This is a genomic window from Ornithinibacillus gellani (assembly GCF_003730295.1).
Classification (GTDB): Bacteria; Bacillota; Bacilli; order Bacillales; family Amphibacillaceae; genus Ornithinibacillus_A; species Ornithinibacillus_A gellani.
Genome location: NZ_QTSZ01000005.1, coordinates 1 through 26,955 on the forward strand (window position 1 = coordinate 1; position 26,955 = coordinate 26,955).

Below are 26,955 nucleotides of genomic sequence, written 5' to 3' on the forward strand. Positions count from 1 at the left end.
CTCCAAAAAAGTAAAGTTTCATACTTAGCAATCAGAAACAAATTCTGACTAATTTTTTTAAAGAAAAACAGGGTTCTGTTTCTCTTGACATACTGGTTGTTTTGTTCAGTTTTCAAAGAGCAAATATGAAGTCGCGAGTTCTTGTGGCGACTTTATTATCGTAACACGCTTCTTATAATAAGTCAATCTTTTTTAAGAACAACATACAGAAGCGAGTGGGCCTGAGTGGACTCGAACCACCGACCTCACGCTTATCAGGCGTGCGCTCTAACCAGCTGAGCTACAGGCCCATCTTAAAAATGGTTATGGAGCGGGTGAAGGGAATCGAACCCTCATCATCAGCTTGGAAGGCTGAGGTTTTACCACTAAACTACACCCGCATGTTATTAAAAAGTATATATGATATTTACATTTACGCAATCATGCCTCTGCATCTACTAGCTTATTCAAAGATGCGTTTGCTTCGAGGCAACTCGCAGTTTATTCGGTGGATGCATTGCTCGTGGCTGAGGTTTTACCACTAAACTACACCCGCATGTTATTAAAACTGGGATACACTGGTCGGGAAGACAGGATTCGAACCTGCGACCCCTTGGTCCCAAACCAAGTGCTCTACCAAGCTGAGCTACTTCCCGTAAATTAACATACGCGCCCGAGAGGAGTCGAACCCCTAACCTTTTGATCCGTAGTCAAACGCTCTATCCAATTGAGCTACGGGCGCCAGAAAGCGACTTTACAAATATAACATAACTAAAAAGTTATTGCAAGCATTTTCAGATTGGCATAAAGACAATTATAAAGTGCGGCCGAGAGGACTTGAACCTCCACAGGGTCGCCCCCACTAGGCCCTCAACCTAGCGCGTCTGCCATTCCGCCACGACCGCTTGTAAATGGTGAGCCATACAGGATTCGAACCTGTGACCCTCTGATTAAAAGTCAGATGCTCTACCGACTGAGCTAATGGCTCATAGTGTTTCTATAACAAGAACATTTATATCATATAGTTCAAATTTCATCTTCACTTAAAGTTTGTTTACTTTCTCACAAATAAAAAATGGCTGGGCTACTAGGATTCGAACCTAGGAATGACGGGACCAAAACCCGTTGCCTTACCGCTTGGCTATAGCCCAACTTTATGGCGGTCTGGACGGGACTCGAACCCGCGACCTCCTGCGTGACAGGCAGGCATTCTAACCATCTGAACTACCAGACCCAACCTAATTTATTTGTAATAAAAGATGACCCGTACGGGATTCGAACCCGTGTTACCGCCGTGAAAGGGCGGTGTCTTAACCGCTTGACCAACGGGCCATAAATGGCGGAGAAGGAGGGATTTGAACCCTCGCGCCGCGCAATGCGACCTATGCCCTTAGCAGGGGCACCTCTTCAGCCTCTTGAGTACTTCCCCATAAATGGCTCCACAGGTAGGATTCGAACCTACGACCGATCGGTTAACAGCCGATTGCTCTACCACTGAGCTACTGTGGAATGGAATAAGAAAAAGTTAATAAAAATGATACAACTACCTTATCGACCTAAGTTACTTCTAGCTCACTCAAAAAGCAAATGCATTGAGGTTACTCGTAGCATATTCGTAAGAAGTACTGCTGAAATCATTGTTCGTCGTGTTGCAAGCGAATTCGATGATGTCGCACTCCTCACAAGCCTGCACATGGGTGATTATTCAATGATGTATGCGGCTTGCTCTACCACTGAGCTACTGTGGAATAAAGTAAGAAGAATTTATAGCAACGAAAATTATAATACAATAAATATGAATCAATGTCAATCCTTCATGTAATAAATATTTCCGCTGCAAAAATGTGTAATTAATTAGGCTTTATTAATTTAACATGACTTGTACATTTCGTCAATGCGTTTCTGTGCGATTTTTCATTTTAAACAGGTATTTCCCCGAGCCTTTCTAATTTACCAATGCGTTTCTTCTTATTATATATACAACCGTATTATACAGGTTGCTGTTTTTTAATTAGCTTGCCACCACATCGCCCACAGCGATATCTTTGAGTATTTACCCGCTTCACTCTTTTATATAGAAGTTTGCATGCAGTGCATTCATATACGTGCTTGTATGCTTTTTTCGCGGAGGGTAATGGCTGGCAAAATCTTGGCGAGCCTGTTTCTTTCAATAGCTGCCTAAAATCTCGATCTCCATGCTTATATCCCTTTCCTTCTATATGAAGGTGGTAGTGACAAAGCTCGTGCTTGATAATGCCGATCATTTCTTCCTTTTCCATTTCAACAATATATTTCGGATTTAGTTCGATCACCTTTTTAGAAGGAATATATCTTCCCCCAGTCGTTCTTAGTCGATTATTAAAATATACTTCATGCATAAAGGGTTTATGAAAGTAGGTAATCGAAAGTTCGTTTACCAATTCAAATAGCTTTTTCTCATTCTCTAATAATTCCATCATCATTATATTCGCCTCTTTAAATCTCGATATTACAAGTCTACCATAGTATATAACGTAAATACATGCGCAGTATTTTTAAGAACCTTATTTAAAATAATTATAATTAAACATTGATTTTTAATTAAATTCTATTATAATAGAGAGTGAATGGTTATTAATTAAAGGAGAGGTGGATTCTTTTGACAAACAACAATAAAGACACCAGAAAAAAATTAACTACTGCTGCAGGTGCTCCAGTACCAGATTATGAAAACTCCATGACTGCTGGCCCCCGGGGACCAATGCTATTGCAGGATGTTTGGTTCCTTGAAAAATTAGCTCACTTTGATAGAGAAGTTATTCCAGAGCGCCGCATGCATGCAAAAGGCTCAGGTGCATATGGGACTTTCACCGTTACCAATGACATAACGAAATATTCAAAGGCAAAAGTATTCTCCGAGGTAGGTAAACAGACAGAAATGTTCTTACGTTTCTCTACAGTGGCAGGAGAACGTGGTGCTGCGGATGCTGAACGCGATATTCGTGGCTTTGCTTGCCGTTTTTACACAGAAGAAGGGAATTGGGACCTCGTCGGAAACAACACACCAGTATTTTTCTTCCGTGATCCACTTTTATTCCCAGACTTGAATCATGCAGTAAAACGTGATCCTCGTACTAACATGCGTAGTGCAAATAACAACTGGGATTTCTGGTCTTCATTGCCGGAAGCATTGCACCAAGTAACTATAGTAATGAGTGACCGGGGTATCCCTAAATCATTCCGCACCATGCACGGATTTGGCAGTCATACATTTAGTATGATTAACGCAGATAACGAACGTGTTTGGGTTAAATTCCATATGCGTTCACAGCAAGGAATTGAAAACCTTTCTGATGAACAAGCTGCAAGTCTCGTAGGGGTAGATCGTGAAAGCCATCAGCGTGACCTTTACGAAAATATTGAAAAAGGCAACTTCCCTAAATGGAAAATGTACATCCAAGTCATGACGGAAGAACAAGCAAACAACATGCCGTATAATCCATTTGACCTTACAAAAGTATGGTACAAAAAAGATTTCCCACTAATTGAAGTTGGTGAATTCGAATTAAATCGAAACCCTGAGAACTACTTTGCAGAAGTAGAGCAAGCAGCATTCACTCCTGCAAACGTTGTACCAGGAATTAGTTTCTCACCGGATAAAATGTTGCAAGGACGTCTTTTCTCATATGGGGATGCACAGCGCTATCGCTTAGGTGTCAATCATCATCAAATCCCTGTAAACCAGCCGAAATGTCCATATCACAGCTACCATCGTGATGGTGCAATGCGTGTAGACGGAAACCATGGTAGTAGACTACACTATGGTCCAAACAGCTATGGCGAGTGGGAGGATCAACCGGAGTACAAAGAGCCGAGCCTACCAATTAACGGAGACGGCGATCGTTGGAATTTCCGTGAAGATGATGACAACTACTTCGAACAGCCTGGAAAGCTATTCAATTTAATGAGTGAAGAACAAAAGCAGCTGTTATTTGATAACACTGCAAGAAATATGACCGGTGTTGAGAAACATATTAAGCTGCGTCATATCAACCACTGCTACCAAGCTGATCCAGCATATGGCGAAGGTGTTGCCAAAGCAATGGACATCCCAATGAGCGAAGTGGAAGCTGCAAGCAGCAAGGAATAAATAAAACAAATAAGCTGTCACCCATGCGTGGGATGACAGCTTATTTTCATTTCATTAGGCTTTTTTTTGAACCATGGATAATGCAATTCGTCCTTTTACTGTATCGACTTGTTCTACCCAAACCGTCACAACATCTCCTACAGATGCAATATCCATTGGATGTTTTACAAAGCGATTTGACATTTTCGAAATATGAACCAATCCATCTTGCTTCACACCAATATCCACAAACACACCGAAATCAACTACATTTCGGATTGTGCCTTGCATTTCCATCCCGGGCTCTAAATCCTCTAAGGATAAAATATTTTGCTTCAATAATGGCTGCGGGAAATCATCACGCGGATCACGCTCCGGTCTGCTCAGCGCAGCCATAATATCTCGAAGTGTTGGTTCCCCAATCTCTAATCCAGCTACAACTTGTTTTACATCCAGGGTTTGCAGCTTATCGCGTAATGTTTCGGTACCAATGTCATCTAGCTTGCAATCAATCATTCCTAATAATTTTTTGACATGTGCATAGCTTTCAGGGTGAATCGGTGTACGGTCAAGTGGGTTTTCACCATCGACAATACGCAAGAAACCAATCCCCTGTTCATACGTTTTTGCGCCAAGTCTTGGTATTTTTTTCAGTTCGTTTCTGTTGGAGAATTTCCCCTCTTCATTACGTCGAGCAACAATATTATTAGCGACAGTTTTGCTAAGTCCAGCTACATGCTGCAGTAAAGATGGGGATGCCGTATTTACGTTTACACCTACCTGGTTTACTGCAGTTTCAACAACAAAACCAAGCTGTTCATTCAGCGCCTTTTGGCTGACATCATGCTGGTATTGACCAACGCCGATGGATTTTGGATCGATTTTTACCAGCTCTGCCAATGGATCCTGGACTCGACGCGCGATCGACGCTGCACTTCTCTCCTCCACCTGCAAATCCGGAAATTCCTCTCGCGCAAGTGGCGATGCAGAGTACACACTTGCCCCTGCTTCATTCACAATGATATATGGTATGTCCAGCTTATGTTTACCGATTACATCAGACACAAATTGCTCCGTTTCACGTGATGCAGTACCATTCCCAATGGCAATAAGTTCAACCTGATGTGTAGTAATCATGTCAAGCATGATTTTTTCCGCGCCTGCCACATCCTTCTTCGGCGCCGTCGGATACATGACGCCAACCTGATGCACTTTACCCGTTTCATCTACAACTGCCAGCTTACAGCCTGTTCGAAAAGCTGGGTCTACTCCTAAAACCGTTTTCCCTTTCAATGGTGGCTGAAGCAACAGGTTTTTCAGGTTTTCTGAGAACACTTCAATCGCCTGCTCTTCCGCTTTTTCACTCAATGCATTACGTATTTCCCTTTCGATGGAAGGCTGAATCAAGCGTTTATAACTATCCTCTATCGCTTCCTCCAATAAGGTTAATACATCAGCTTGTGTCTGCTTTTTGATAATTTGACGATTCAAATATTCCGATATCCGCTCCACAGGCGGTTCAATCGCGACCTTTAATACATCTTCTTTTTCACCGCGGTTTAATGCTAAAATTCGATGCGAAACTACCGAGCGAATTGGCTCACTGTATGTATAATACATTTCGTATACGCCTTTTTCATCCAGCTCTTCTTTTTTTACTTCTGAACGAATGACACCGCGTTTTGTTGTTTCCTCGCGAATATACGTGCGATATTCCGGTTCATCCGAAATCCATTCCGCAATGATATCATGAACACCCGCCAATACATCCTCAACCGTTTCCAGCTCGTGTTCCTCTGAAAATAAGGAGCGTGCTTCTGCTTCGAGATCCACCTGCCCCTGCTCCCATACCTTTTCAGCCAATGGCTCCAAGCCTTTTTCCTTAGCAATGGCTGCTCTCGTCCGTCTTTTTTGACGGTATGGCCGGTACAAGTCTTCCACACGCTGGATTTGCTCAGCTTTTTTAATATCCTGCTCCAATTCTGGTGTTAGCTTGCCTTGTTCATCAATTAAACGAATAACTTCATCTTTACGTTCTGCTAAATTCACTGCATACTGCCATTTATCTTGAATCTGTTTAATCTGCACTTCATCCAGTCCACCAGTTGCTTCTTTTCGGTATCGCGCAATAAATGGAACTGTATTTCCTTCATCTAATAGGGCAACAACTTTTTTAACGATTGCTGTTTTCACATTTGCCTCTTTAGCAACCCATAAACTTAAATCTTTGTCATGCTCATGTTCCGTAGCCACATTTACTTCCTCCTTTTCGTACAAACTTAATTTTACCAAAGATTAATTTGATTTCCCAATTGGACCAATAAAAGCTATAGTGCACGGTTAGCAATGTACCAACTGTAGAGCTTCCGACGAGATAAAGGACATACGAAGAGCATAGCGATTCGATATGGACTTATCGTAGGAGGAAGTTCATAGTTGGATAGTTGCTGTGCACTTTAGCTAGATCAATAAAGTGAAACTTCAATCAGTGGGGGTTTTCGCACTTCCCCACTGATTGTTAGTTGAACCAATCAGGCCTTTACTGGCTGTTGATCCCCCAAACTTACAATTCTGGTTACCAACAAAAATGCTTGATGTGGGGATCTTACAGCCAGTTAATCTGTGATAAAAGCTAAAGTGCACGGTTAGCAATGTACCAACTGTAGAACAAAAGAAAAGCCTATAGGGAAATTATCTCCCCACAGGCATTTTCATCATTTATATGTTTTCCGGACGGTTATCAAAAAGTGCTTCACTATTTGGCGACTGCTCCATCGCTTTAACGACGGATGGTAATGGACGTACATAAATCGTTGGATAATCGATTTCACCAAGCCCTGGACGAATCGAGTAAGCAAGGTCTTCCTGTTCCATATTAAATGTCGTTTTGACCTTAGCGTTATTCCCACGAGGGTCTACACGAAACCAGCCTTTTTCATGGGATAAGTAAATGGCATTTAAACCATGGAGCGCAAAACCCGATGCAGGTGTATCCTTCTTCATGACACGCTGATAGCAAAAACCTGTTGGAATCCCCATACCTCTTAACAGCGCTGCCAACAAATGCGCTTTCGCGAAGCAAATCCCCTCACAAGAAGCCAATGTATCAGAGGCACTTATAGCAATTTCATCTGTCGGATGGTCATCAAAAGAATGCTGGATATCATCCCTAGCAATCTCAAAAGCTAATCTTGCCCGTTCTTCCAAAGTTATTGCTTTTCCTTCGATTTCTAAAATCTTTGCTCGTACCAGTGGATGGTTGAAATCAATCAATGTATCAATCGGCATTAAATAGTCTGCCAAATCTTTAGACTCCAAAATAAAATCCATACTAAGCCCTCCTGTACAGCATGAAAAAACATCTACCATGTTCATGTAGATGTCTCCATTATAGCATGCTTCATTTTCAGAAAAAGCAGTAACTTTGTTAAATTTATGTCAAAATGGTAAACCTATGCACCTTCATAGCGCATCGCAATTAAAGTCGTATCATCGGCACGGTTATTCTTTTTCTCATGGGCGTAGGAATCGATGATTGCTTCTACATCTGTCCCTAAAAAATATGGCCGTGATAATTCCGCATCTGTAACCCCATCTGAATACATAATGAAGTTCACGCCTTCTTCCAGGTTCTTTCTTTCCACCTTAAATTTCCGACTGTATCCAGCTAAGTATCCGGCATTTGGTATATTAAAACGTTTTTTCTTGTCTTTTCCAACCGTTACAATGCCGATATTTCCTATCGAGGAGAAGGAATACACCTTTAATTGAAAATCAATCTTTAAAATACCAAGTACTACTCCACGCTTACCCATTAGCTTCTCATTGCATAGGCGAACAATCTTTTCAATCGGAGCATCCATATTGTTTTTAATGATTTCAATAACAGCATCAGATGATTCCCTCGCAAACTCTCCGCTCCCAAGTCCATCGGCAATGGCGCAGACAAATTCCTGTTCACTTTCCAAATAAAAAAAGCTGTCCCCGCAATAATAGTTTCCTTCTTTTGCTTCCTGATAGACAGCAACTTGTATACGTTCTCCCATATTCAATCAAATACCTCGTCACTTTCTGATTGGAGTGCTTCACGAAGCTTTACTAACGATCGACGCTGCAGTCTGGAAACATGCATTTGAGAAATCCCCAGCAGCTCGCCGGTCTCTTTTTGACTCATATTTTCAAAATAGGTACATCGTAAAATTTGTTGTTCGCGTTCCGTTAAAACCGGCATGATTTTTTCCAATAACATCTTTAAATCCACGTTATGGTATTCATTTTCTTTTGTACCAACCAAATCTAAGATTGCTACTGTACTGCCATCCGAATCTGCTTCAATTTTACGATCTACAGAAAGCGCCTTATAGCTTCTGCCCATTTCCATCGTTTCAAGGATATCTTCCTCGGATACATCTAAATAGGCAGCGATTTCTTTTACACTTGGTGACTTCTGATCCTGTACGGTAAGCTCGTCCACTGCTTTTTTTATTTTCGGTCCAAGTTCCTTAATACGCCTCGGAACATGAACACTCCATGTTTTATCACGGATGAAACGTTTAATTTCACCGATAATTGTCGGTATTGCAAAAGATTCAAAGGATTTACCAAATGTAGCATCATAACGACTCACCGCTGCAAGCAGACCAATCATCCCAACCTGAACAAGATCTTCATGAATACTACTATTTTTGGAGTATTTTCTGGCAATCGATTCGACTAAGTCTTTATAGGTTAGTACGAGCTTTTCTTGAATTTCTTCATCTTGGGGAGTTGTTTGCAAGTGGGCTATCCACTCGTAAACCTCGTCCTTCCCCTTATTGCGTGGTTGAGATTTGGTCATCAAAACCCACCTCAGCTTCGTCTATGTACTTAGTCATTAATACAATGACACCGAATTTATTGTTGATTTCGACCTTGTCCATCAGTGCATTGATCAAAAATAAACCAAATCCACCTTCACGCAAGTTTTCAATTGGTTCATTATGATTGTATGGTCCGATTCCATCTTTGATTTTGTTTAGATTGAAGCTGCCGCCATGATCGGCTACCATTATTTCCAATCTATTCTCGTATACGCCGAAACCAATCGTTATTTCTCCCTTGTCCTCCTCACTATATGCATGCGTAACTGCATTTGTTATTGCCTCAGAAATAGCGATTTTCAAGTCTTCAATATCTTCATAAGAAAAACCCATCCGACTTGCAATCCCGGAAACAGTCAAACGCACAACACCGACATACTCAGCCTTAGCTGGTACTCTCATCTCAATAAAGTCTAATACTTCCATTATTGCTTCCCACCTTGTATAACCGGTTTTATATCCATAATTTCATCAAGTCCAGTAATTTTAAATAAACGGAAAACCCGATCCTGTAAATGGACCAGCTTCAAGCTGCTGTCGTGTTCCTTTGCAGATTTCAGTGCCCCGATAAAAATTCCAAGTCCTGTACTATCCATATATTCTACTTGCTCCAAGTCTACTTGAATGATCTTCCCTGACTGAACGGTGCACTTCGCTAACTCCTCTTTTAATTTTGGTGCGGTAAAAGCGTCAATTTCTCCTGTCAAGAAAATAGCAATCTGGTCATTATCTTTTTCCACTCGAATATCGAGCTCCATATATGTACCCCCTACTGCTAGGCCTATGTACCTGCAAATTTTCCTTTATTTTATCTCTTTTCCCTAACTCTTATCCATTCAAACCCTTTTTTTGAATATGAGCAATGTAAAATCATCTCGTAAATGAAAATCTTGCATTCGTTCAAAGTAGCGATATACCTTTTCAACCATTTCCTGTGCAGGCAGATGTCGGAATTCATGAATCCGCTCCAGCACTTCATCGCTTTCAATGAATTCCTCTCCATTTCTGCACTCTGTCACACCATCTGTCAATAAAATAATCATATCACCTTTGTTAATTTTTCGTTCATATTGCTGGTACTCTGTATCAGGAAGCACACCTAATACAAGTCCCTTCGCCTTTATTTCTGAAAAAGTGTCTGTTTCAGCGCAATAATGAAATCCAGGTTCATGCCCAGCTGAGGCATAGGTTAGCATTTCTGAGTCTGGATGATACTGTCCATAGAACATCGTAATAAACATGCTAGGATCAACATTTCGTTCCACTACACGATTTAAACTATTTAAGATCATCTGTGGACTCATTGCTTCCTCTGGAAAACTGTCTACCGAATATTTAATCATAGACATACATAAGGCTGCTGGTACACCTTTACCAATAACATCGGCAATGGCAATCCCTAAGGAACCATCCTTTCCTTTCATGAAATGATGGTAATCCCCGTTCATTTGTTGCGCGGGAATACTAATCACACCAATATCCAGACCAGAAATGCACGGTTTTTCTGTTAATAAAAGTGTCTCCTGCATACTAGCAGCAACAGAAATTTCCGATTGCAATTCCAACTGTTTTTCACGAAGCGCCTGATATTCTTGAAGTGCCATCCCGTAGGAAATCATTGTTTCCAGCAGAAAGTTCATGGCACGATGTACTTCTGGCGTGATGTTTGGATACAATTCTGCAAAGGCAAGAATATGTAAATTAACAATTTCCTCAGGTGAAATATTACGTTTAATAAATGTTTTAATAATTTGTTCCGCACCATACAGGGCACGTTCATTTTGTGTTTCGATAAATTCTTTTAAAAAATTTTTATAATTTGCTGCGTCCGATTTAACAACGTCCACAGGTCGGCCTCCTTTAAAATGAAACATTTCCCATAAAAGTAAATCGAAAAGGATAGTATCCTTGTTTATTCATGCTGTGCAGCTAAATTGCAATCCGTATTGGTTGCTGCTCCTTATCCCCCAACATCCGACAAAAGAAAAGTTTCAAATAGCGAACCAATTCGCGCATGAATCACATGACCATGCATGTGGTAACTACTCATTGAAGTCCGTCCTGTCAAAGAAATACGGTAATTTCAGATAAGGATGCCTTGGCTTGCGGCTTACTTCTGTCTATAGTAATCTATCTTAACCATTTGATGGCCTTGATTTCTGTCCCTACATTTTTAGCGGATTTGATATCAAATTCATCCATCAATCTTCTAACACCAGGCAAACCCGCACCAAGTCCACTGGAAGTTGTAAACCCATCTTCCATTACTTGACCAATATCCACAATTCCGGGGCCAGCATCAGTAGCAATCATGCACATACCCCGCTTCTCAATTGTGTCAATTTTTTCGAAGCAGACCTTCCCGCTCCCAGCATATAAGTAAATGTTACGAGCTAATTCCGATATCGCAGTGGCAATTCTTGCTTGATCGACTGTTCCAAAGCCCATTTCTCTCGCTATGTCACGGCCCATTTGCCTAGCACCTACGATATCCCACTCTTTTTTTATGTTCACACAGGATTGAAGGGCCATGATCATTCCCCCAATTCCTGATGCAGTCTACTCAGTCCCTGCTCCAGGTTCAGAGCGGTTGGCACATTTTGTAAATGAATTCCAAGATCAATCAGTGTCATGGCAACTGCCGGCTGAATGCCTGTTAATACTACTTTTGCCCCCATTAAATCTGACATGGTTACGACATCCCCAAGCACCTTTGCAATAAAGGAATCAATAATTTCCACGGAGGTTAAATCAATGACTACGCCTGACGATCCACTTTGATGAATTTTACTAAGCAAGTCTTCTTGAAATTGAATAGCTGTGTTGTCATCAATTTCAGTTTGGATGCTAATTAACAAATAGTTATGCAATTTCAGGATTGGTATCCGCATGTTTTATTCCCCCTTTAAAGACTGTATCATCTGTTCAATATCACTTACACCTTGATCTAAATCATTGATTTGTCTATTCGTTAATTCAAGAGCGCTCTTAAAGCCTTTCTGTAATGAGCTCTTTGTCGGGAACTTCGCCAAATCAATTCCCAAATTCACGATTGTTTGTGCTATTTCTGGGCGTATTCCAACTAGAATGCAGGTGGATCCAATGAGACGGACCGCTTCAGCAGCTTGAATGATATGATGTGCCACCATCGTATCCACTACCGGTACACCTGTAATATCAATGAGTACAACCTCAGAGTTATGACGGATGACCCCTTCTAATAGATTTTCCATAATTAATTTCGCCCGCTCTGTATCTATCGTTCCAATCAACGGCATGATGGTAATATTGTCCATTACCGGCATGAGTGGTGCGGATAATTCTTGTAATGCTACCCGTTGTAGCGAAACAATATGCTCCCAGCTTCCAGTATACTCATTCACCAATTGGCGAATAATTGGCTCAATCCAATTATCTACCCCAGTCAATACCTTGGAAAAATAATCTGAGTCCAGCTTGTCCACCTGACTTAAGATGAATTCAATCGTCACCCGGCGGAAAAATTGTAGTCCATCTGTTATGTAACTTAGCGGCCAGCCTAATGTGATAATTTTTTCAGAGAAGACCTCTACTGCCTCAATAGATCCTTCTGCTTGAATACTTTTAAATATAACATTTACAAACTCACGGTTGGTGCTTTCAAATAATTCATCAGATATATTGGATGTAAAACTGCCTTCCTTCAGTGTCTCAATTGCTTCCAGCCATCTTTGTACAATTGAATCACTATTTTCGATTGCGATGCGCTTTAAATTTCTATCCATTATGTACACCTCCACTAAATTAAAAACAGCTTACCCAAGGCTTACTTTATTGTTTTCAGCCACTCATTTTATGCTACATTTCACTTATATTTTAACATAAATAGTAGAGAAAACTAGTAATATTATGAATTCAACCATATATACGCCCTTGTCGTTTCTATAAAAACCAAAAAACCCCTTAGTATATTTTACTAGGGGTGTTAATTACCGTACATATCTTTCAAGCCAAGACTTATTTGCAAAGCCTGGTTAATTTTTTCCATCATTTCCTGATCCAGCTTCGTAATTCGATCTGTCAGTCGTTGTTTATCCAATGTTCTGATTTGTTCGAGCAGGATGACGGAATTCCGATCAAAGCCATACCGCTTTGCATCGATTTCAACATGTGTTGGTAGCTTTGCTTTTTGGATTTGTGCAGTAATAGCCGCAACGATTACCGTTGGACTAAAACGATTTCCGATATCATTTTGCAAGATTAATACGGGTCGAATACCACCCTGTTCTGATCCCACAACAGGGGATAAATCAGCGAAATATACTTCGCCTCTTTGTACAATCAAAATACTACACCCCGATCACGGAGCGCTCTAAGGTGGTTTCAGCCTCCTCTTCGGCTTGAAAAGCTTCAGAAGCCATTGTGAGATTTATTCTAGCCATCTCTTCATAGCCTTTTTGCATGGATTCGTAAAATTTCTGAACATGCTCCTCTTTCTTAGATTCCAAGTAATTTCTTGTCGCTTGGCAAATGAAGTCGCTCAGGTCACTATTTTCAAATTTCATTATTCCATCCACCTCATTCAATAGGTTTTTAGGCATCCGTACCATAATCTCCTGCAAGCCCTCTGACAAAACGATGCACCTCCGACAGCAGCTGTATGACCAATTATGAATTCAGTATCAATAATATCATTACAAAGGCCCATTTGCAAAAGTATTTTTAAAAAAACTGCCTTTTTCTCGGCAAAATACGTTTAATAACAAGTAAACAGGGTATACGTGATATTTGTCACTCTTATTCCCCCATATATTTTCTTGGAACGCGCTGATTGATCATACATGTAATTTCATAATTAATCGTGTCTAAATAGGTCGCTATGTCATCCGTTTCAATTTCCGCTTCTTCTTGAATCCCGATTAACGTAACCTTTGTGCCAACAGCATAGGGATGATCCAGTCGAACCATCAGCATATCCATACAAATTCTACCGATAATAGATTGCTTTTCTCCATTCACCAGTACATAAAAGCCTTGCAATTTTCTATTCCAGCCATCCCCGTAGCCAATAGGGATCGTACCAACCCATTCTGTTTCCTCAGTCGCATACGTTTTCCCGTAACTAATACCATTTCCTTTTGGTACCTGTTTTACATGTATTAGTGTGCTATGCAAGGAGAATGCTGGTTTCAAATCGATTTCCCGTTCTTTTTTTACAACTTGTGATGGATACATACCGTACATGGAAACACCAAAACGGACATAATTCTGCATATCATTTGGAAAACGGATAGACGCAGCGCTATTACCAGTGTGAATAGCTATTGGTTTCCGCCATTGTTCGCGAAATACTGTAAGTAATGCTTCAAATCTGTTCATCTGCTGATGGTAATAAGTCAAATCAGCTTCATCTGCAGTAGCAAAATGTGTAAATACGCCTGTCAATTTCACAGATGGATGCTGTTGAAGCGCAGTTAAATTGGTAAGCAATTCATCTGTCGTTCGAATACCAATTCGTCCCATTCCCGTGTCCCATTTCATATGCACAGGCAATTCCATTCCACTTGGAAGCTCCAACTCATCCAGCCATTCTTTTTGGAAATAAGTCAACGTAATCTGATTTGCGGCCGCTACCGTGGCAAAAGTAGGCGCGACCCACCCCAACACCAATATGGGTGCAGTGATCCCCGCCTCCCGTAGCTCCATTGCTTCTTCCAGTAAAGCCACTGCTAACGCCTTAGCACCTGCCCGTAATGCGCGTTTCGCAACAGGAACACTTCCATGACCATACGCATTGGCTTTTACAACAGCAATAACCTCCGTTTCAGATGGCAGCTTTTTTTGGAGTTGTTTTATATTATATTCAATATGTTGCAGATTTATTTCAACCCATGTCCCTCTGTACAATGTATCTTTCATGATTAGATCCTCCCAAAGGCACGTACAATTTCTGTCTTTATTTATTATTTCCCTTTCAAATACCATTGTCAATAGTCAATGGTGAAGGTCAACCATATACCTGTACGAACTATTCGGATTTCATAATGGGACAATCTACAATCGATATACAAAAAGCGAGTAACCAGACTTGTAGAAACGATTTAATATCAAAGCTTATGTTTTCTTTGCCCCCATAAAAAAATCCTGCCGAGGTGTCCCCGGCAGAACGACTAGCGCACGCAATATACGATTTATTTAACTTCTCTTTCCGTGACGGATTGAGCTACTTCGACTAACTCTTCCTTTGTCAATTCATCACTAGCAAGATAGAAATCCATCCCGTTATGGCTCCATTCAATAGCATTTGTCGATAATGCACCGATTGTAAAGCCTAGATTAACAATATCACCTGATATTTCCTCAGGCATGCTTAGAACAGATACATCGTGAACAGCTTCTTGAATTAACGTGAAATTCTTTTCTCCCGAATATGTGAGTATAACCCGCTCCCCATTATCCAGATCCACATGCTTTTTATCAACGAGCTCTGAGCCACTGGTATAGGATGGGACAAATACCTCCAGCGCTTGTTCCTCTACATTGCCTGAGGTTGGGACATCCGCAAGCTGACCGCTCGATTGCATATTCTCTTCTACTACAAAATCATCTTTTGCAAAACTCGGATTCCATTTAAATTCCGAAAAGTGAACCTCAACGAGCGGCTTCTTATCCTTATCCAAAACTTTGACTAGAACAGGTGTATAATTCTTTTTGTCAAAATAAATTTCCTGAAACGGTAAATTATTATTATTTTGATAGTTGGTTTTGGTCCGGAATACATAATGGTCATCTGTTGCTTCATATGCCGCATCCTCGTCTTTTTTAATATCGTTTACGAGTGATTGGAATAAATAAGGTTGGCTGCTATTATCCGGCCACTCCGTTTGAAACTTAAAGCTTTTATTTAAGGTTGGCGTCAAAACAAACACACCATCCTTGTTTTTTAGAATGACCTGACTACTCTTTTCATCCTCATTGCTCGTCAATCCAACCCGATAATTATCCTTTTTTTGATGCCAAATATCAATCTGATAGGTTTGACCTGCTTGGCCGGTATTCATTTTCATTTCGGCCTTCGCTTTGTAGCCCGACATATCACCGAGCTGATTTTCCAGTTTTTTGACCACCGCTTCCTGAGACTTCCCGCCGCATGCTGATAGCAAAATAGCTAGACCAACGATAAGCATTGCCTTGAAACAAATCTTTTTTACCATGGACATATCTCCCTTGTCTGAATAGGCATGGGACGGAAATCCTATTCTGCCGCCCGCATGGCATTGGTTTTCCTTTCTGAGCACTGGAAACAGGATCACCTTGGAAATATGTACATGCTAACGAGGATGGTTGCTATTCATCCACTTTATTGATTGCTATCATCCTACATTTCCGTACGGTGAATAAAACGACTCCTGTTCCCTTTCGCCCGCACTAAAATATATGTGATAGCTTATCCGTTTATGCAGACAAGTTCATCATTCTTTCGTTTCAATGATAACTTGCGCAACGGCATATGCTTTACTATGGCTAATAGAAATAAATAATTGATGCGCTTCATAGCCTGCAACCTTCAAAGTAGGTGCACCATTTGCATCTGGCATAACTTCTATATCTTGAAAGCTCAATTGACCAATACCCGTACCAGTTGCTTTCGCAAAGGCTTCCTTTGCCGCAAATCGTCCCGCCAAAAATTCCATCTGTCGTTTTTCAGTACCGCAAATGGCGTATTGTTCCTGCTCTTTTTCAGTTAGAATGCGAGAAGGAAAACGTTGATTTTTCTTAACACTTTCTGTTATTCTGTCTATTTCAATAATGTCAATTCCAATACCTTTTATCATGTTTTTTCGAAACCCTTCATTGTATAATATAATTAGCAAAGCTTAGTTATTTGATCATTTGGTCATACTGAAACCACTATGGTTATCATATCATGTACGAAAAGCAATAAGCATGATAATCTTTTATCTAATAAAGTGAAACTTCAATCTGTGGGGGGTCTTCGCACTTCCCCCACGGATTGTTAGTTGAACCAATCAGGCCTTTACTGGCTGTTGATACTCCACCTACAATGCTTGTGATCAACAATAATTATTGACGTGGGGGGCTTACAGCCAGTTAATCTGTGATAAAGTGAAACTTCAATCTGTGGGGGGTTTTGCACTTCCCCCCACGGATTGTTAGTTGAACCAATCAGGCCTTTACTGGCTGTTGATACCCCACTTACCATGCTTGTGATCAACTATAATTATTGACGTGGGGGGCTTACAGCCAGTTAATCCGTGATAAATAATCATGCCCCAAAGGAGGTTCACTGTGTTTATTCGAACAGAAAGAAGTATAAAAGAATTCAGCAAGCTATACCCTATGATTACGACTCTCATCATTATCCATGTATTGCTTTGGCTGCTCATTAATTTACTCCAGCTCCCAATTGGTGAGCTAATATATGCGCTTGGGGCAGGTAGCAATTATTACATTCTTCAGGGAGAATTTTGGCGGTTATTTACGCCAATCTTTTTACATGCTGATTTCATGCATATGTTGTTTAATTCTTTTGCATTGGTATTGTTTGGCCCCGCATTGGAGCAAATGCTTGGCAAAGGCAAGTTCCTGCTTGGTTATTTTGGAGCAGGCATCATCGGTAATATTGGGACGCTTTTATTAGGTCCAAATGATTTTTGGTATATTCATGTAGGGGCTTCTGGTGCCATTTATGGGTTATTCGGTATCTATATTTTCATCGTAGCTTTCCGTAAGCATCTAATGGATCAACAAAGTACACAAATCGTAATGATTATCTTCATTATCGGGCTTGTCATGACCTTTATTCAACCAAATATTAACGTGTACGGTCATGTTTTTGGCTTTATTGGTGGATTTGCACTCGCACCACTTATCCTCATCGGTGCAAAACCATTTAATTCCTGGCGGGTTGTTCATGTGCGAGCGGACGATGAGATTGCATTTGATCCAAATCGTTGGAATAAAAAAAGCTTGATCCCACGAAAATGGAAAACAAATCTGCCATGGATTCTACTTGGCATCCTCATTCTATTTGGCTTACTGAGCCGCCTTGGCATATTAGGCTAATCCAAAAAAACAGCTTGCAGAAAAATATTTTTCCTGCAAGCTGTTTTTGTATTAATCTTGTTTTCTGCGTCGTTGGAAATTCCCTTTACGGTTTCTTCCACCCTGTGGGTTACGTCCCCCACCTTGGTTTCGTTTTCCATAAAAGCGATTATTATTGGAACGGCGTTTATTATCAGAACGCTGTGCTTTCTTGACACTGACTGGTGCAACAGATGAAATACGAACTGGTACATCTCTGCGCTCTTTCGTCATGAGCTTCAATGCAGCAGCAACGACTGAAATCGAGTCATGCTCTTGAAGTAATTCACTTGCTGTTTGATGATAAGCTTTTAAATCCTTTTCTTCAATTGTTTTCAATAGCTTATCTGCTGTTACCTGTTGCTGTCCACGCTGCGCCTCTTGATTTGTTGGCGGAACCATACGCTTCATCTTACTCTTAGTAACGCGTTCAATCAGCTTCAAATGAGCCATTTCTCTTGGTGTAATAAAGGAAATAGCTTCTCCGGTACGTCCAGCACGTCCCGTTCGTCCGATACGGTGTACATAGCTTTCCGGATCCTGTGGAATATCAAAATTATACACATGGGTTACACCGGAAATATCAAGTCCACGCGCAGCTACGTCTGTTGCAACTAAGACATCTACACGACCATTTTTAAATTTATTCAAGACAGACATACGCTTGCCTTGTGTTAGGTCTCCATGAATACCTTCAGCACGGAAGCCTCTTGCTTGCAAGCCTTCTGTAATCTCGTCTACACGCTTTTTCGTACGACTAAACACAATTGCCAAATCTGGATCATGAATATCCAAATGGTTGCTTAGTGTATCAAATTTATTACGTTCTGGTACTTCAACAAAATACTGATCAATGTTTTCGACAGTCATTTCTTTTGCTTTGACCTTGATTTCTTTCGGGTTCTTCATCAGGTTCGTTGCAATATCACGGATTTCTCTTGGCATGGTTGCTGAGAAGAGCAATGTCTGTCTTTCTTCAGGGACACTCTTTAAAATATCTCGGATATCATCGATGAAGCCCATGTTTAACATTTCATCTGCTTCATCCAATACAACAATTTCCACATTGTCCGTACGAATTGTCTTTCTGCGAAGGTGATCCAATAATCTTCCTGGTGTTGCTACAACAATTTGTGGACCATCCTTCAATGAACGGATTTGTCTGTCCATATGCTGTCCACCGTAAACTGGTAATGCACGGACACGTTTAAATTTAGCAAGACGGTTGATTTCCTCTGCTACCTGAATTGCCAATTCTCTTGTCGGTGCGACAACAAGACCTTGAATTTTTCTTTTGTTGGAATCAATTTTTTCAATCATTGGAATCCCAAATGCAGCTGTTTTCCCAGTACCTGTTTGTGCCTGTCCAATGACGTCGTTGCCTTCCATTGCAAGTGGAATGGTTTGTGCTTGAATTGGTGTTGATTCCTCAAAGCCCATCTTTTCCAATGCTTTCATAAGTGGTTCCGTAATGCCTAATTCATTAAATGGTTTTGTCACGTTGTTACTCTACTCCTTTTTCCTCTTAAAATATTGGCTGTATTTCCAAAAACCGTTGCTTGGTAGCGAAGATTTTTTATACTTAAACCCATAGAAGTGGTTACTTTCCGAATAGCGGTCACAGGGCTTATACTGGCTGCCGCTCTATAAATTACATAGCCATAAAAAAAGGCTTCACCCAAAATTTTGGAAAGAGGCCCTCTGTGAATTGTAAGCATCTCATAACAGTTAATTCATGATACCATACTTCACGGCAATATTTCCACTATCTACAATGTGAATTTTAAAGTTTAGCATGGTAAAATAGATGGAAACCCTTTCAGTTTTTAAATCTTAAATTCGGCAATAAATAATATATAGCACCAGAGAGGAGTAATTTACTTGAGACTACCACCAATCAATCCATATTTTGTCATCGTCATTGGCTCCATATCGGTCTCTTCCTCTGCTATTTTGGTGAAATTAGCGGCAGGTACACCCGCTGCTATGATTGCTAATTATCGGCTTGTTTTTGCCGTTTTATTCATGCTGCCGATCGTTTTATTAAAATATCGACATGAACTAAAACTAATTCAGCGGAAGGATTGGATTTTTTCCACTCTAGCTGGAATCTTTCTAGCGTTTCATTTTATTTTGTGGTTCGAGTCGTTGAATTATACGTCTGTGGCAAGCTCTGTTGTGCTCGTCTCACTGCAGCCAATTTTTGCCTTCCTCGGAACTTATTTATTTTTTCAGGAACGATTTTCACCAGCTGCCTTGATTAGTATGATTATTGCGTTGCTCGGAAGTATCATCATCAGCTGGGGTGACTTACAGATGAGTGGTGTGGCGCTGTTTGGTGATATACTTGCTCTACTTGGTGCAGTGATGATAACCATATATTTTTTATTAGGGCAAAGTGTCCGAAAGCGGCTATCCATTATGACGTATACCTTTGTCATCTATAGTATTGCTGCTATTGTTTTAATTGCGTATAATATCATTCTTAGTAATCCTTTTATTGGATTTCCAACGAGTCATTGGTGGATTTTTATCGCTTTAGCCATCATTCCAACGTTTCTTGGTCACACTTTATTTAATTGGGCATTGAAATGGCTCAGTACGGCAACCATTTCCATGGGGATTATCTTTGAACCAGTGGGCGCTTCTATCCTGGCCTATTTCATTTTAGGTGAAAAAATTAGTTATTCACAATGGTTAGGTGGGTCTGTCGTATTATTCGGCCTATTTTTATTCACAATGGGTACAGCACGCAAGCGGAATGTTACGATTTCCAAAAAGATCAAATAATTATATAGGAACCATTCTAATAAGCTGTTATACTTACAGTAACGAGATAGAAATGGGTGAAGAAATGGAAATTCAATTAATGACAGATGGTGGCGCGGATATCCCGGTACGGATCAGTAGCTTACGGGATATTAAAGTAGTGCCATTATATATACATTTTAAAGAAGATCATTATAAAAGCAGTGAAATAGAATTGGCTAATTTTTTTCAGAAGATTCGAGAAACTGGTGAATTGCCCCGTTCCTCTGCACCAAGCCCGAATGATTTTTATGAAGCATATAAACAAGTTGACCCAAATAATCCAATCATTATGCTAAGTCTTTCCAAGGCTTTGAGCAGCACATATGATAACGCTGTTGCAGCAAAAACCATGCTATTGGAAGAAGAACCCAATCGTCGCATCGCTGTCATTAATACAAAGACTGCATCTTGCGGTATTGCCCTCCTATTGCATGAGTCTGTAAAAATGCTTGAACATCAAGCAAGCTTTGAAGAGATTGTGAACCATATCGAGGAAAGGGTAGAGCAAACAACTACTTTATTCGTGTTAAAATCCTTGGATAATCTCATTTTGGGCGGACGACTGGATAAGGTAAAAGGTGCCATTGCAAAAACCTTGAATATCAAATTGCTTATGCGCGCCAGCTCGGAAGGTGCCATTGAAGTTTCAGAAAAAGTGCGCGGAGAGAAAAAATCAATTCGCCGCTTCATCGAGCAAATTGGTGATTACACTCGAAACATGGAAGACAAAATCATTACGCTAACCCACTGCAATGCAGAAGAACATGCAAAGGGAGTTTTAGCGGAAATTATGGATAAATACAGTTTCAAAGATTCATATATAACCGAAACCGGACCACTCATTTCAACCTATGGCGGAGAAGGCGCACTTGTAATCTCCTTTTTTAAAGATTAAAAGTGCCTTTAGCGATGCTTTTGCTGTATTAACTTTACGGCTCACCCTTATGAAGGAGGGTGTAAGGAGTACCGTTTAGTTTTCGAGGATTCCAACTCGATTTTTTGACGCATTCGGCTGAACCGTTTAGTTTTCGGGGATTCCGTACTGATTTTTTGACGATTCCAGCTGAACCGTTTAGTTTTCGGGGATTTCGAATCGATTTTTTGACGATTCCAGCTGAACCGTTTAGTTTTCGAGGATTCCAACTCGATTTTTTGACGCATTCAGCTGAACCGTTTAGTTTTCGGCGTTTCACACTCGATTTTTTGACGCATCACTTGTATTCGTCAAATTCCTATCGATTCCGTACCAATTTTTAACGAATATGTGCATTCCGCATATGTATGTCATCAGATGGAAAAGGGAGAAAGCCGACAAGTGCTGCGATAGCGCTTTTCGTTGGCTTTCTTCCTTTTTTACATTCCAAATACCTGCGATCAAACTTCTTGATTTTCTGGTTGAGACAAGAATTGATACACCATCGTATTTAATGTATCCTTATCACTTCCTAAACAAATCAAATGTCTGGATCTTTCAAAAAAGACAACCTCTTTTTTCTGTGAAGGGATTTCTTTTTCCAGGTAGTATGCCGTGCGATATGGTACCATTCCATCCATATGGCCTTGTGCAATGAGCACTGGCGATTCTACATTCTTTAAGTATTTCCTTGTAAATTTTAACAGCTTTAAAAATTCAATGTTCGCTTTCATCGGGACAGACCGTAATTTCTTTTTATAATGCATAAATAGTTTATTCTCTTTCAACGTGCCTTTAAAAGCATCCATGATGACTTGACCTAAATCAAGGCTAATTTGTTTAAAGGATAAATACTTTCCTGCGGTTGCCAGCAGCACAAGCTTGTCAACTTTATATTTTGCAGCTAGGTAGACGGCAATCATCCCCCCCATGGAAAAGCCAATCAAATATATTTGATCATATTTCTTTTTCATTTGCTGGAGCGATTTTTCAGCAGCAGTAATCCATTTATCATGTGTTGTGCCTTCCAAAGCCAGCTTTTCACCATGGCCGGGCAATGTTGGCGTATTAATTTCCCAGTTTGTATGCTCCTTTAAGTATTCCGTTAATGGCTTTAATTCATACGGACCACCTGTGTAACCATGAATTACTAGACATCCTATCATTGCTCATTCTCCTAACGATTTATACTGGCACGTGCACCCAAAAATCATGCACTTTGGCTTTATTTATTGTGCTACCTTTCTTTTACCCTTTTTCCACTGAAAATATGACAAATTACGCGTTTTTAATGAAATAGAAAGAAGCCACGGCATAAGAGACGACGGCTTCTTACTACGAACGAATACTTTTCATAAGTGCTCCAAATTGTTTGACGATTGGAGCGACCTGGTGATAGGTATTTGCAATTTGACCAACAGTTGACAGCATTTTATCAAAATCTATCTGTCCATTTGTGTTTTGAAAAGGGGACGGGGCGTTGGAAGATGGTGGTGAAGACTGTTGCTGAATTGGTTGTGATTGCTGTGATGATTGCATATAACCATTTTCCGTAAACTGGGGTTGCTGCATATCATTCCCCATATATGGTGGTAACCCATGCTGTAGCTCATTTTCTTCCAAATATGGTGGATGTGAACCTTGGTGATACGTCCAATCCAATTGTTGAGATGATGAACCCTGAATAGGATAGTTTCCTTGTGAATGGACGTTTTCATGCCAATTCGCAGGTTGCTGTGGCTTTGCATAGTAGGAAAATGGAGTATGTTGATTGTAGGTTGGCTGTTGGATTGGTTCATCAAATTCGTATGGTTGCCAATGCTGTATATTTGTATTTCGAGCCTGATATTGGTTCCCATACCCTTGATAAGGATATCTTTTTGTTCTCATTTGATGCACATCCTTTTATTTTGCCTGCTTACTTTTTAGGATATGCAAAAAGTGAATCCTTGTGCGTATTTTTGCACGTATTGTGTTGGCGTAACGATAGATTAAAACGATGCCCCATTTACACCTAAGGCTTGCTTTATTCGATTGAATTGTAACCCCAAAATAACTCGCGAACCATTCTTCACAAAAGTAGCTGGTGTTCCGTATACTCCTTGGTCCTGCAGTTCCTTCATATATTCTCTATTGTCCGTGACATTTTTGGTTTCATAAGAAATATTCCACGCATCCAATTGTTCCAATAGGTCATCACACTTCTCACAATTATTGCTAATAAAGATAACAGCTTCCTTGACACTCATGTATCGATCCTCCTAAAAAATAAAAAACGTTAAACTGTCTTGTCACATGTAAAATATACCCACTTCATTCAAACAATAAACTGTATATTTCATTTATGTGACAACAATCATGAATTTTAGTCGACAAAAAAGATGTCGCTTCATTCCTACCCTTTCGTTGACTGACTACGTTGTATGGTGGAAAGACGACACCTTATAGTTGGAATGAACAACCCGTATGCAGGGGAATACATACGAGCCGTTTCATCACTTATGTTATATATATCCGAGAAACTAAAAAACAAAACATGAAATCACTCTTTTTTTGCTATCCATTGGGCAACACCAGTTAAATAAACATAACACCTTTAATACGTTCGAATGTTTGTGCCTAGTTTTTTCAATAAATGAGTAACTTGCTTTTTTTCGTCCAAGGTTAATCCATTTGTCAGTTGTTCAATTTTTGACCAATGCCCTGGGAAGATGGTATCTAATAATTCGTGACCAGATGCCGTCAAGGCTGCCAATGTAATCCGCCTATCGACTGGACTAGGCATTCTTTTGAGTAGACCTTTATTTTCCAACTTATCAATCACATAGGTTAGACTGCCACTAGCCAGCAGAATTTTTTTGCCTATTTTTTGCAAAGGTGTTTCACCGCGATGGTAGAGTAGTTCTAATACGGCAAAATCTGTCAATCGTAGTCCCCGCGTTTGGATATCCTTTTCTACCTCTTCCATCATGACGCGATATGTTTTCGACAATACGACAAAAAGTTTTAAAGATGGGTCATGCTTCTTATCAAAAAGTCCAGTCATGCTGCCATTCCCCTTTCCTCCGCTTCACATATGAATGTGTTCTACCGGGATTTCCATACGATTTTCTCGTAATTTCCTTAACTGAATGACCAAAATAATTGGTGCTAGAAGCGAAAGAAATGGATAGAAATAGCTGACAATAAATATGCCAAGCAATATATAAGAAGCCATTTCCTTGCCCAAAGATGTTGTATTTGATTTACTTATTACCGCTATAGACGCATCCAACCTTTGATTGGCAATAAAAATTGCGATAACTGCAATAAACAATAATTGAAATGGTGCCCACCATGTAAAATGAAACACAAAATGAAAAAAGATGGTAAGCACGAGTGGCACACTCCCTATGAGCATCCAGCGCATATATGCCTGTTTATAGGTGAATAAGTCCCAAGGCAACACCTCCAGCAAATCAGTTCGAAAGCGATCACGAAAAAAGGTGCCCGCCGTAACAAAGAAAATATGCAAAGCTAAAGCAATAGCGATAAACATAGCAAATGCTGTCCAAAACAACCTGACCATCACCAGCATGACCAAAAGTGCACCTACCAATTTGAAAGCATGCTCCAGGTTATTCCGGAAATAAAGCTGCCACATTCGACTGTAAATGGAATGATTATCATAATGAAACGGATACTTCTTCCGTTTGGATTGCGAAAACATGCCAAACCTGCGACTCCGCTTATATTTTGTTTCTGATGCGCGTTCAATGAATGGCATTTTCCACGTATGATAATCACTTATTTCCGTTATCCGTGGCCAGTTCACATGCTTGAAAATATGGGGGATAAGCAGGCCATTCCAAACAAGCAGTATGGCAAAAATGAATATTCCGACTTCTATCGTAATTGAAAAATAGAGACCGATACCATTGAATAACAAGCCAACAAAGAGCCAGCCTGATTTCACGTACCACTTCTGTCCGTACAGTTTCCATTGTGGAACAGTCATCAATATGTCGGTAACAATAAATAAGACGGCATATAATAGCAGTATTTTTGCTGCAATACCTGTTACCCACACCATCACAGGTACCAATACACCATATATTACTATTTTCTTTACCCATTTTTCCGCAGCAACATACATCCAAATACGTCGAATGGAATAAGGTAATAGTCCAAGCTGGTAATCGGAGCTTGTAATAAATACACTTGGCAATCGAAAGGCTTGAAACAAATATCGCAAAGGAATAACCGTTAAAATAAGCCAAAAGCGTGCCTCTGCCTCTGTTTCAAAAAATTGTAATTCTGATTGATAAGTCGTTGCAAGATCAGCAAAAATAAAAAACGCGGACACAGCATATCCCAATAAAATGACCAAATAAATCGCAATCGTTTTATCAATCATCATTTGAAGTGCCATTTTTATAAGCTTGTATTTTTTCCGGAATCGGCTTCTTCGAATATGAATATATGCTTTCCAGCTAGATGGTTGGCGTATCATGATTCTGATGTCCTTGTGATGGTTTCAAAGGCCTCAATTGGCCCTTTATTCTTTATTACCCCATGCTGCAATAAAATAAAACTAGAAGCAAAATCCTTCATCCGATCAAGCTGGTGTGTCGTAATTAATATGCTTGTCCCCTGCTCCATCTTCCGCTTTAATAATGCTTCAAAGTAATCAACAGCAAATATATCCAATCCCATAAATGGCTCATCAATCAATAATAATGGCGTATCAAGTAAAAACGAACAGATCGTCTGCACCTTTTGACGCATCCCCTTTGATAATGCTTCGGGATATTCATCCAACTTCCCCTGCAAATCAAAGCCTACCGTGTATTCCTCTATCAAATCATGTAGCTTATTTTCTGCGATTTGATAGCTTTTTCCGTATAATTGAAAATGCTGCATCACGGTCAATTCCGTTAATAATAATGGTTCCTCTGGTAAATAAGAAACCAATTGTTTAAAGGTGATGAAAGATTTATGCTGATGGTAGGCCTCATTAATCATAATGTCGCCCTTTGTGTATTCATACATTCCCATAATCGTCTTCATCATTGTCGATTTACCAGCGCCATTATGACCAACCAAAGCCGTTACTTCCCCCGGTTCCATGTCGAAGGATATATCTTGCAACAAAGTCCGCTGGTTCATGTTTACTGTGACATTTTCAACCTGTAATACTTTCATACCTTTCACCTTCCTCC

At 40.2% G+C, this 26,955-nt stretch carries 27 protein-coding genes and 11 tRNA genes; 4 read left to right on the forward strand and 34 right to left on the reverse strand.

All coding sequences use genetic code 11. The features are described from left to right. Window positions 1–216: 216 nt before the first annotated feature. The 12 genes from DX933_RS00685 to DX933_RS00740 all read right to left on the reverse strand — a co-directional run bounded on the left by DX933_RS00685 (window position 217) and on the right by DX933_RS00740 (window position 2,435). Window positions 217–290: transfer RNA gene (locus tag DX933_RS00685), tRNA-Ile, on the reverse strand. A gap of 16 nt (window positions 291–306) precedes the next feature. Further along, window positions 307–380, reverse strand: a tRNA-Gly gene (locus tag DX933_RS00690). A 178-nt stretch (window positions 381–558) separates the two neighbouring features. Then, window positions 559–635: transfer RNA gene (locus tag DX933_RS00695), tRNA-Pro, on the reverse strand. Between the two features lie 12 nt (window positions 636–647). Continuing rightward, window positions 648–721 (reverse strand) — tRNA-Arg (locus tag DX933_RS00700). 80 nt (window positions 722–801) lie between these two features. Further along, window positions 802–884 (reverse strand) — tRNA-Leu (locus tag DX933_RS00705). A 7-nt stretch (window positions 885–891) separates the two neighbouring features. Next, a tRNA-Lys gene (locus DX933_RS00710) sits at window positions 892–967 on the reverse strand. Window positions 968–1,055: 88 nt separating this feature from the next. Continuing rightward, window positions 1,056–1,130 (reverse strand) — tRNA-Gln (locus tag DX933_RS00715). A gap of 6 nt (window positions 1,131–1,136) precedes the next feature. Then, window positions 1,137–1,213: transfer RNA gene (locus tag DX933_RS00720), tRNA-Asp, on the reverse strand. Between the two features lie 26 nt (window positions 1,214–1,239). Continuing rightward, window positions 1,240–1,311 (reverse strand) — tRNA-Glu (locus DX933_RS00725). A 5-nt stretch (window positions 1,312–1,316) separates the two neighbouring features. Beyond that, window positions 1,317–1,408: transfer RNA gene (locus DX933_RS00730), tRNA-Ser, on the reverse strand. A 5-nt stretch (window positions 1,409–1,413) separates the two neighbouring features. After that, window positions 1,414–1,488, reverse strand: a tRNA-Asn gene (locus DX933_RS00735). A gap of 479 nt (window positions 1,489–1,967) precedes the next feature. After that, window positions 1,968–2,435, reverse strand: a complete 468-nt coding sequence (locus DX933_RS00740; protein WP_123314689.1) for a SprT family protein — start codon at window positions 2,433–2,435, stop codon at window positions 1,968–1,970. A 182-nt stretch (window positions 2,436–2,617) separates the two neighbouring features. On the opposite strand from DX933_RS00740, the gene DX933_RS00745 reads away from it, so the two are divergent. After that, the gene (locus tag DX933_RS00745; protein WP_123314568.1) at window positions 2,618–4,108 is read left to right on the forward strand and encodes a catalase; all 1,491 of its coding nucleotides are present in this window, start codon (window positions 2,618–2,620) and stop codon (window positions 4,106–4,108) included. Window positions 4,109–4,162: 54 nt separating this feature from the next. Here DX933_RS00745 and DX933_RS00750 read toward each other — a convergent pair whose 3' ends face one another. The 15 genes from DX933_RS00750 to acpS all read right to left on the reverse strand — a co-directional run bounded on the left by DX933_RS00750 (window position 4,163) and on the right by acpS (window position 16,760). Continuing rightward, the gene (locus tag DX933_RS00750; protein WP_123314569.1) at window positions 4,163–6,340 is read right to left on the reverse strand and encodes a Tex family protein; all 2,178 of its coding nucleotides are present in this window, start codon (window positions 6,338–6,340) and stop codon (window positions 4,163–4,165) included. Window positions 6,341–6,805: 465 nt separating this feature from the next. After that, a complete protein-coding gene (locus DX933_RS00755) occupies window positions 6,806–7,417 on the reverse strand; it encodes a transglutaminase-like domain-containing protein (protein WP_123314570.1) in 612 nt (203 codons plus the stop codon). A 122-nt stretch (window positions 7,418–7,539) separates the two neighbouring features. After that, window positions 7,540–8,133 (reverse strand): SpoIIE family protein phosphatase, encoded by a 594-nt coding sequence (locus tag DX933_RS00760; RefSeq protein WP_190279372.1) that lies wholly within the window; start codon window positions 8,131–8,133, stop codon window positions 7,540–7,542. Window positions 8,134–8,135: 2 nt separating this feature from the next. Continuing rightward, window positions 8,136–8,927 (reverse strand): RNA polymerase sigma factor SigB, encoded by a 792-nt coding sequence (gene sigB / locus DX933_RS00765; protein WP_123314572.1) that lies wholly within the window; start codon window positions 8,925–8,927, stop codon window positions 8,136–8,138. Beyond that, a complete protein-coding gene (gene rsbW, locus DX933_RS00770) occupies window positions 8,899–9,372 on the reverse strand; it encodes an anti-sigma B factor RsbW (RefSeq protein ID WP_123314573.1) in 474 nt (157 codons plus the stop codon). Before rsbW ends, sigB begins: the two co-directional genes overlap by 29 nt. After that, window positions 9,372–9,704 (reverse strand): STAS domain-containing protein, encoded by a 333-nt coding sequence (locus DX933_RS00775; RefSeq protein ID WP_123314574.1) that lies wholly within the window; start codon window positions 9,702–9,704, stop codon window positions 9,372–9,374. Before DX933_RS00775 ends, rsbW begins: the two co-directional genes overlap by 1 nt. Window positions 9,705–9,782: 78 nt before the next feature. Next, window positions 9,783–10,793 (reverse strand): PP2C family protein-serine/threonine phosphatase, encoded by a 1,011-nt coding sequence (locus DX933_RS00780; protein ID WP_223805830.1) that lies wholly within the window; start codon window positions 10,791–10,793, stop codon window positions 9,783–9,785. Window positions 10,794–11,076: 283 nt separating this feature from the next. After that, window positions 11,077–11,478 (reverse strand): anti-sigma regulatory factor, encoded by a 402-nt coding sequence (locus DX933_RS00785; RefSeq protein ID WP_123314576.1) that lies wholly within the window; start codon window positions 11,476–11,478, stop codon window positions 11,077–11,079. A gap of 2 nt (window positions 11,479–11,480) precedes the next feature. Beyond that, a complete protein-coding gene (locus tag DX933_RS00790; RefSeq protein WP_123314577.1) occupies window positions 11,481–11,837 on the reverse strand; it encodes an STAS domain-containing protein in 357 nt (118 codons plus the stop codon). 3 nt (window positions 11,838–11,840) lie between these two features. After that, window positions 11,841–12,710 carry an RsbT co-antagonist protein RsbRA gene (locus DX933_RS00795; protein ID WP_123314578.1) on the reverse strand — a complete coding sequence of 290 codons (870 nt, stop codon included), beginning with the start codon at window positions 12,708–12,710 and terminating at the stop codon, window positions 11,841–11,843. Window positions 12,711–12,910: 200 nt separating this feature from the next. Continuing rightward, window positions 12,911–13,270 (reverse strand): type II toxin-antitoxin system PemK/MazF family toxin, encoded by a 360-nt coding sequence (locus DX933_RS00800; protein WP_123314579.1) that lies wholly within the window; start codon window positions 13,268–13,270, stop codon window positions 12,911–12,913. Window positions 13,271–13,274: 4 nt separating this feature from the next. Beyond that, on the reverse strand, window positions 13,275–13,559 hold the full coding sequence (locus DX933_RS00805) for a CopG family ribbon-helix-helix protein (RefSeq protein ID WP_123314580.1): 285 nt from the start codon (window positions 13,557–13,559) through the stop codon (window positions 13,275–13,277). A 163-nt stretch (window positions 13,560–13,722) separates the two neighbouring features. Beyond that, window positions 13,723–14,844: an alanine racemase gene (alr, locus tag DX933_RS00810; RefSeq protein WP_123314581.1), complete on the reverse strand. Its 1,122-nt coding sequence runs from the start codon at window positions 14,842–14,844 to the stop codon at window positions 13,723–13,725. 272 nt (window positions 14,845–15,116) lie between these two features. Continuing rightward, on the reverse strand, window positions 15,117–16,139 hold the full coding sequence (locus tag DX933_RS00815; RefSeq protein WP_123314582.1) for a LolA family protein: 1,023 nt from the start codon (window positions 16,137–16,139) through the stop codon (window positions 15,117–15,119). A 258-nt stretch (window positions 16,140–16,397) separates the two neighbouring features. Continuing rightward, on the reverse strand, window positions 16,398–16,760 hold the full coding sequence (gene acpS / locus DX933_RS00820; protein ID WP_123314583.1) for a holo-ACP synthase: 363 nt from the start codon (window positions 16,758–16,760) through the stop codon (window positions 16,398–16,400). Between the two features lie 475 nt (window positions 16,761–17,235). Here acpS and DX933_RS00825 point away from each other — a divergent pair, with 475 nt between their 5' ends. Beyond that, window positions 17,236–18,012, forward strand: a complete 777-nt coding sequence (locus tag DX933_RS00825) for a rhomboid family intramembrane serine protease (protein WP_123314584.1) — start codon at window positions 17,236–17,238, stop codon at window positions 18,010–18,012. Window positions 18,013–18,063: 51 nt separating this feature from the next. Here the strand turns inward: DX933_RS00825 and DX933_RS00830 are convergent, their stop codons facing one another. Continuing rightward, entirely contained in the window at window positions 18,064–19,530 is a 1,467-nt protein-coding gene (locus tag DX933_RS00830) for a DEAD/DEAH box helicase (protein ID WP_123314585.1), read from the reverse strand. A gap of 381 nt (window positions 19,531–19,911) precedes the next feature. Between DX933_RS00830 and DX933_RS00835 the strand changes: the two genes are divergently transcribed. Together DX933_RS00835 and DX933_RS00840 are read left to right on the forward strand one after the other, a co-directional pair. Next, window positions 19,912–20,820, forward strand: coding sequence for a DMT family transporter (locus tag DX933_RS00835; protein WP_123314586.1), 909 nt, complete (start codon window positions 19,912–19,914; stop codon window positions 20,818–20,820). 64 nt (window positions 20,821–20,884) lie between these two features. Then, window positions 20,885–21,736 carry a DegV family protein gene (locus DX933_RS00840; protein WP_123314690.1) on the forward strand — a complete coding sequence of 284 codons (852 nt, stop codon included), beginning with the start codon at window positions 20,885–20,887 and terminating at the stop codon, window positions 21,734–21,736. Between the two features lie 479 nt (window positions 21,737–22,215). Here the strand turns inward: DX933_RS00840 and DX933_RS00845 are convergent, their stop codons facing one another. The 6 genes from DX933_RS00845 to DX933_RS00870 form a co-directional block, all read right to left on the reverse strand. Continuing rightward, window positions 22,216–22,920 carry an alpha/beta hydrolase gene (locus DX933_RS00845; protein WP_123314587.1) on the reverse strand — a complete coding sequence of 235 codons (705 nt, stop codon included), beginning with the start codon at window positions 22,918–22,920 and terminating at the stop codon, window positions 22,216–22,218. Window positions 22,921–23,089: 169 nt separating this feature from the next. Then, window positions 23,090–23,644 (reverse strand): hypothetical protein, encoded by a 555-nt coding sequence (locus tag DX933_RS00850; protein WP_123314588.1) that lies wholly within the window; start codon window positions 23,642–23,644, stop codon window positions 23,090–23,092. A 101-nt stretch (window positions 23,645–23,745) separates the two neighbouring features. Then, the gene (locus tag DX933_RS00855; protein WP_123314589.1) at window positions 23,746–24,003 is read right to left on the reverse strand and encodes a glutaredoxin family protein; all 258 of its coding nucleotides are present in this window, start codon (window positions 24,001–24,003) and stop codon (window positions 23,746–23,748) included. A gap of 347 nt (window positions 24,004–24,350) precedes the next feature. Then, complete coding sequence (locus DX933_RS00860; protein ID WP_123314590.1) at window positions 24,351–24,800, reverse strand: MarR family winged helix-turn-helix transcriptional regulator; 450 nt, start codon at window positions 24,798–24,800, stop codon at window positions 24,351–24,353. A 24-nt stretch (window positions 24,801–24,824) separates the two neighbouring features. Then, window positions 24,825–26,246 carry a hypothetical protein gene (locus DX933_RS00865; protein WP_123314591.1) on the reverse strand — a complete coding sequence of 474 codons (1,422 nt, stop codon included), beginning with the start codon at window positions 26,244–26,246 and terminating at the stop codon, window positions 24,825–24,827. Continuing rightward, the gene (locus DX933_RS00870) at window positions 26,243–26,938 is read right to left on the reverse strand and encodes an ABC transporter ATP-binding protein (protein ID WP_123314592.1); all 696 of its coding nucleotides are present in this window, start codon (window positions 26,936–26,938) and stop codon (window positions 26,243–26,245) included. Before DX933_RS00870 ends, DX933_RS00865 begins: the two co-directional genes overlap by 4 nt. Between the last annotated feature and the right edge of the window lie 17 nt (window positions 26,939–26,955).

Coding starts and splice junctions, on each gene's coding strand:
- DX933_RS00740 (WP_123314689.1), bottom strand. CDS start 2,435: ATGGAATTATTAGAGAATGAGAAAAAGCTATTTGAATTGGTAAACGAA.
- DX933_RS00755 (WP_123314570.1), bottom strand. CDS start 7,417: ATGGATTTTATTTTGGAGTCTAAAGATTTGGCAGACTATTTAATGCCG.
- DX933_RS00760 (WP_190279372.1), bottom strand. CDS start 8,133: ATGGGAGAACGTATACAAGTTGCTGTCTATCAGGAAGCAAAAGAAGGA.
- rsbW (WP_123314573.1), bottom strand. CDS start 9,372: ATGGAAGTATTAGACTTTATTGAGATGAGAGTACCAGCTAAGGCTGAG.
- DX933_RS00775 (WP_123314574.1), bottom strand. CDS start 9,704: ATGGAGCTCGATATTCGAGTGGAAAAAGATAATGACCAGATTGCTATT.
- DX933_RS00785 (WP_123314576.1), bottom strand. CDS start 11,478: ATGGCCCTTCAATCCTGTGTGAACATAAAAAAAGAGTGGGATATCGTA.
- DX933_RS00790 (WP_123314577.1), bottom strand. CDS start 11,837: ATGCGGATACCAATCCTGAAATTGCATAACTATTTGTTAATTAGCATC.
- DX933_RS00795 (WP_123314578.1), bottom strand. CDS start 12,710: ATGGATAGAAATTTAAAGCGCATCGCAATCGAAAATAGTGATTCAATT.
- alr (WP_123314581.1), bottom strand. CDS start 14,844: ATGAAAGATACATTGTACAGAGGGACATGGGTTGAAATAAATCTGCAA.
- DX933_RS00815 (WP_123314582.1), bottom strand. CDS start 16,139: ATGGTAAAAAAGATTTGTTTCAAGGCAATGCTTATCGTTGGTCTAGCT.
- acpS (WP_123314583.1), bottom strand. CDS start 16,760: ATGATAAAAGGTATTGGAATTGACATTATTGAAATAGACAGAATAACA.
- DX933_RS00840 (WP_123314690.1), top strand. CDS start 20,885: ATGGAAATTCAATTAATGACAGATGGTGGCGCGGATATCCCGGTACGG.
- DX933_RS00845 (WP_123314587.1), bottom strand. CDS start 22,920: ATGATAGGATGTCTAGTAATTCATGGTTACACAGGTGGTCCGTATGAA.
- DX933_RS00850 (WP_123314588.1), bottom strand. CDS start 23,644: ATGAGAACAAAAAGATATCCTTATCAAGGGTATGGGAACCAATATCAG.
- DX933_RS00855 (WP_123314589.1), bottom strand. CDS start 24,003: ATGAGTGTCAAGGAAGCTGTTATCTTTATTAGCAATAATTGTGAGAAG.
- DX933_RS00860 (WP_123314590.1), bottom strand. CDS start 24,800: ATGACTGGACTTTTTGATAAGAAGCATGACCCATCTTTAAAACTTTTT.
- DX933_RS00865 (WP_123314591.1), bottom strand. CDS start 26,246: ATGATACGCCAACCATCTAGCTGGAAAGCATATATTCATATTCGAAGA.
- DX933_RS00870 (WP_123314592.1), bottom strand. CDS start 26,938: ATGAAAGTATTACAGGTTGAAAATGTCACAGTAAACATGAACCAGCGG.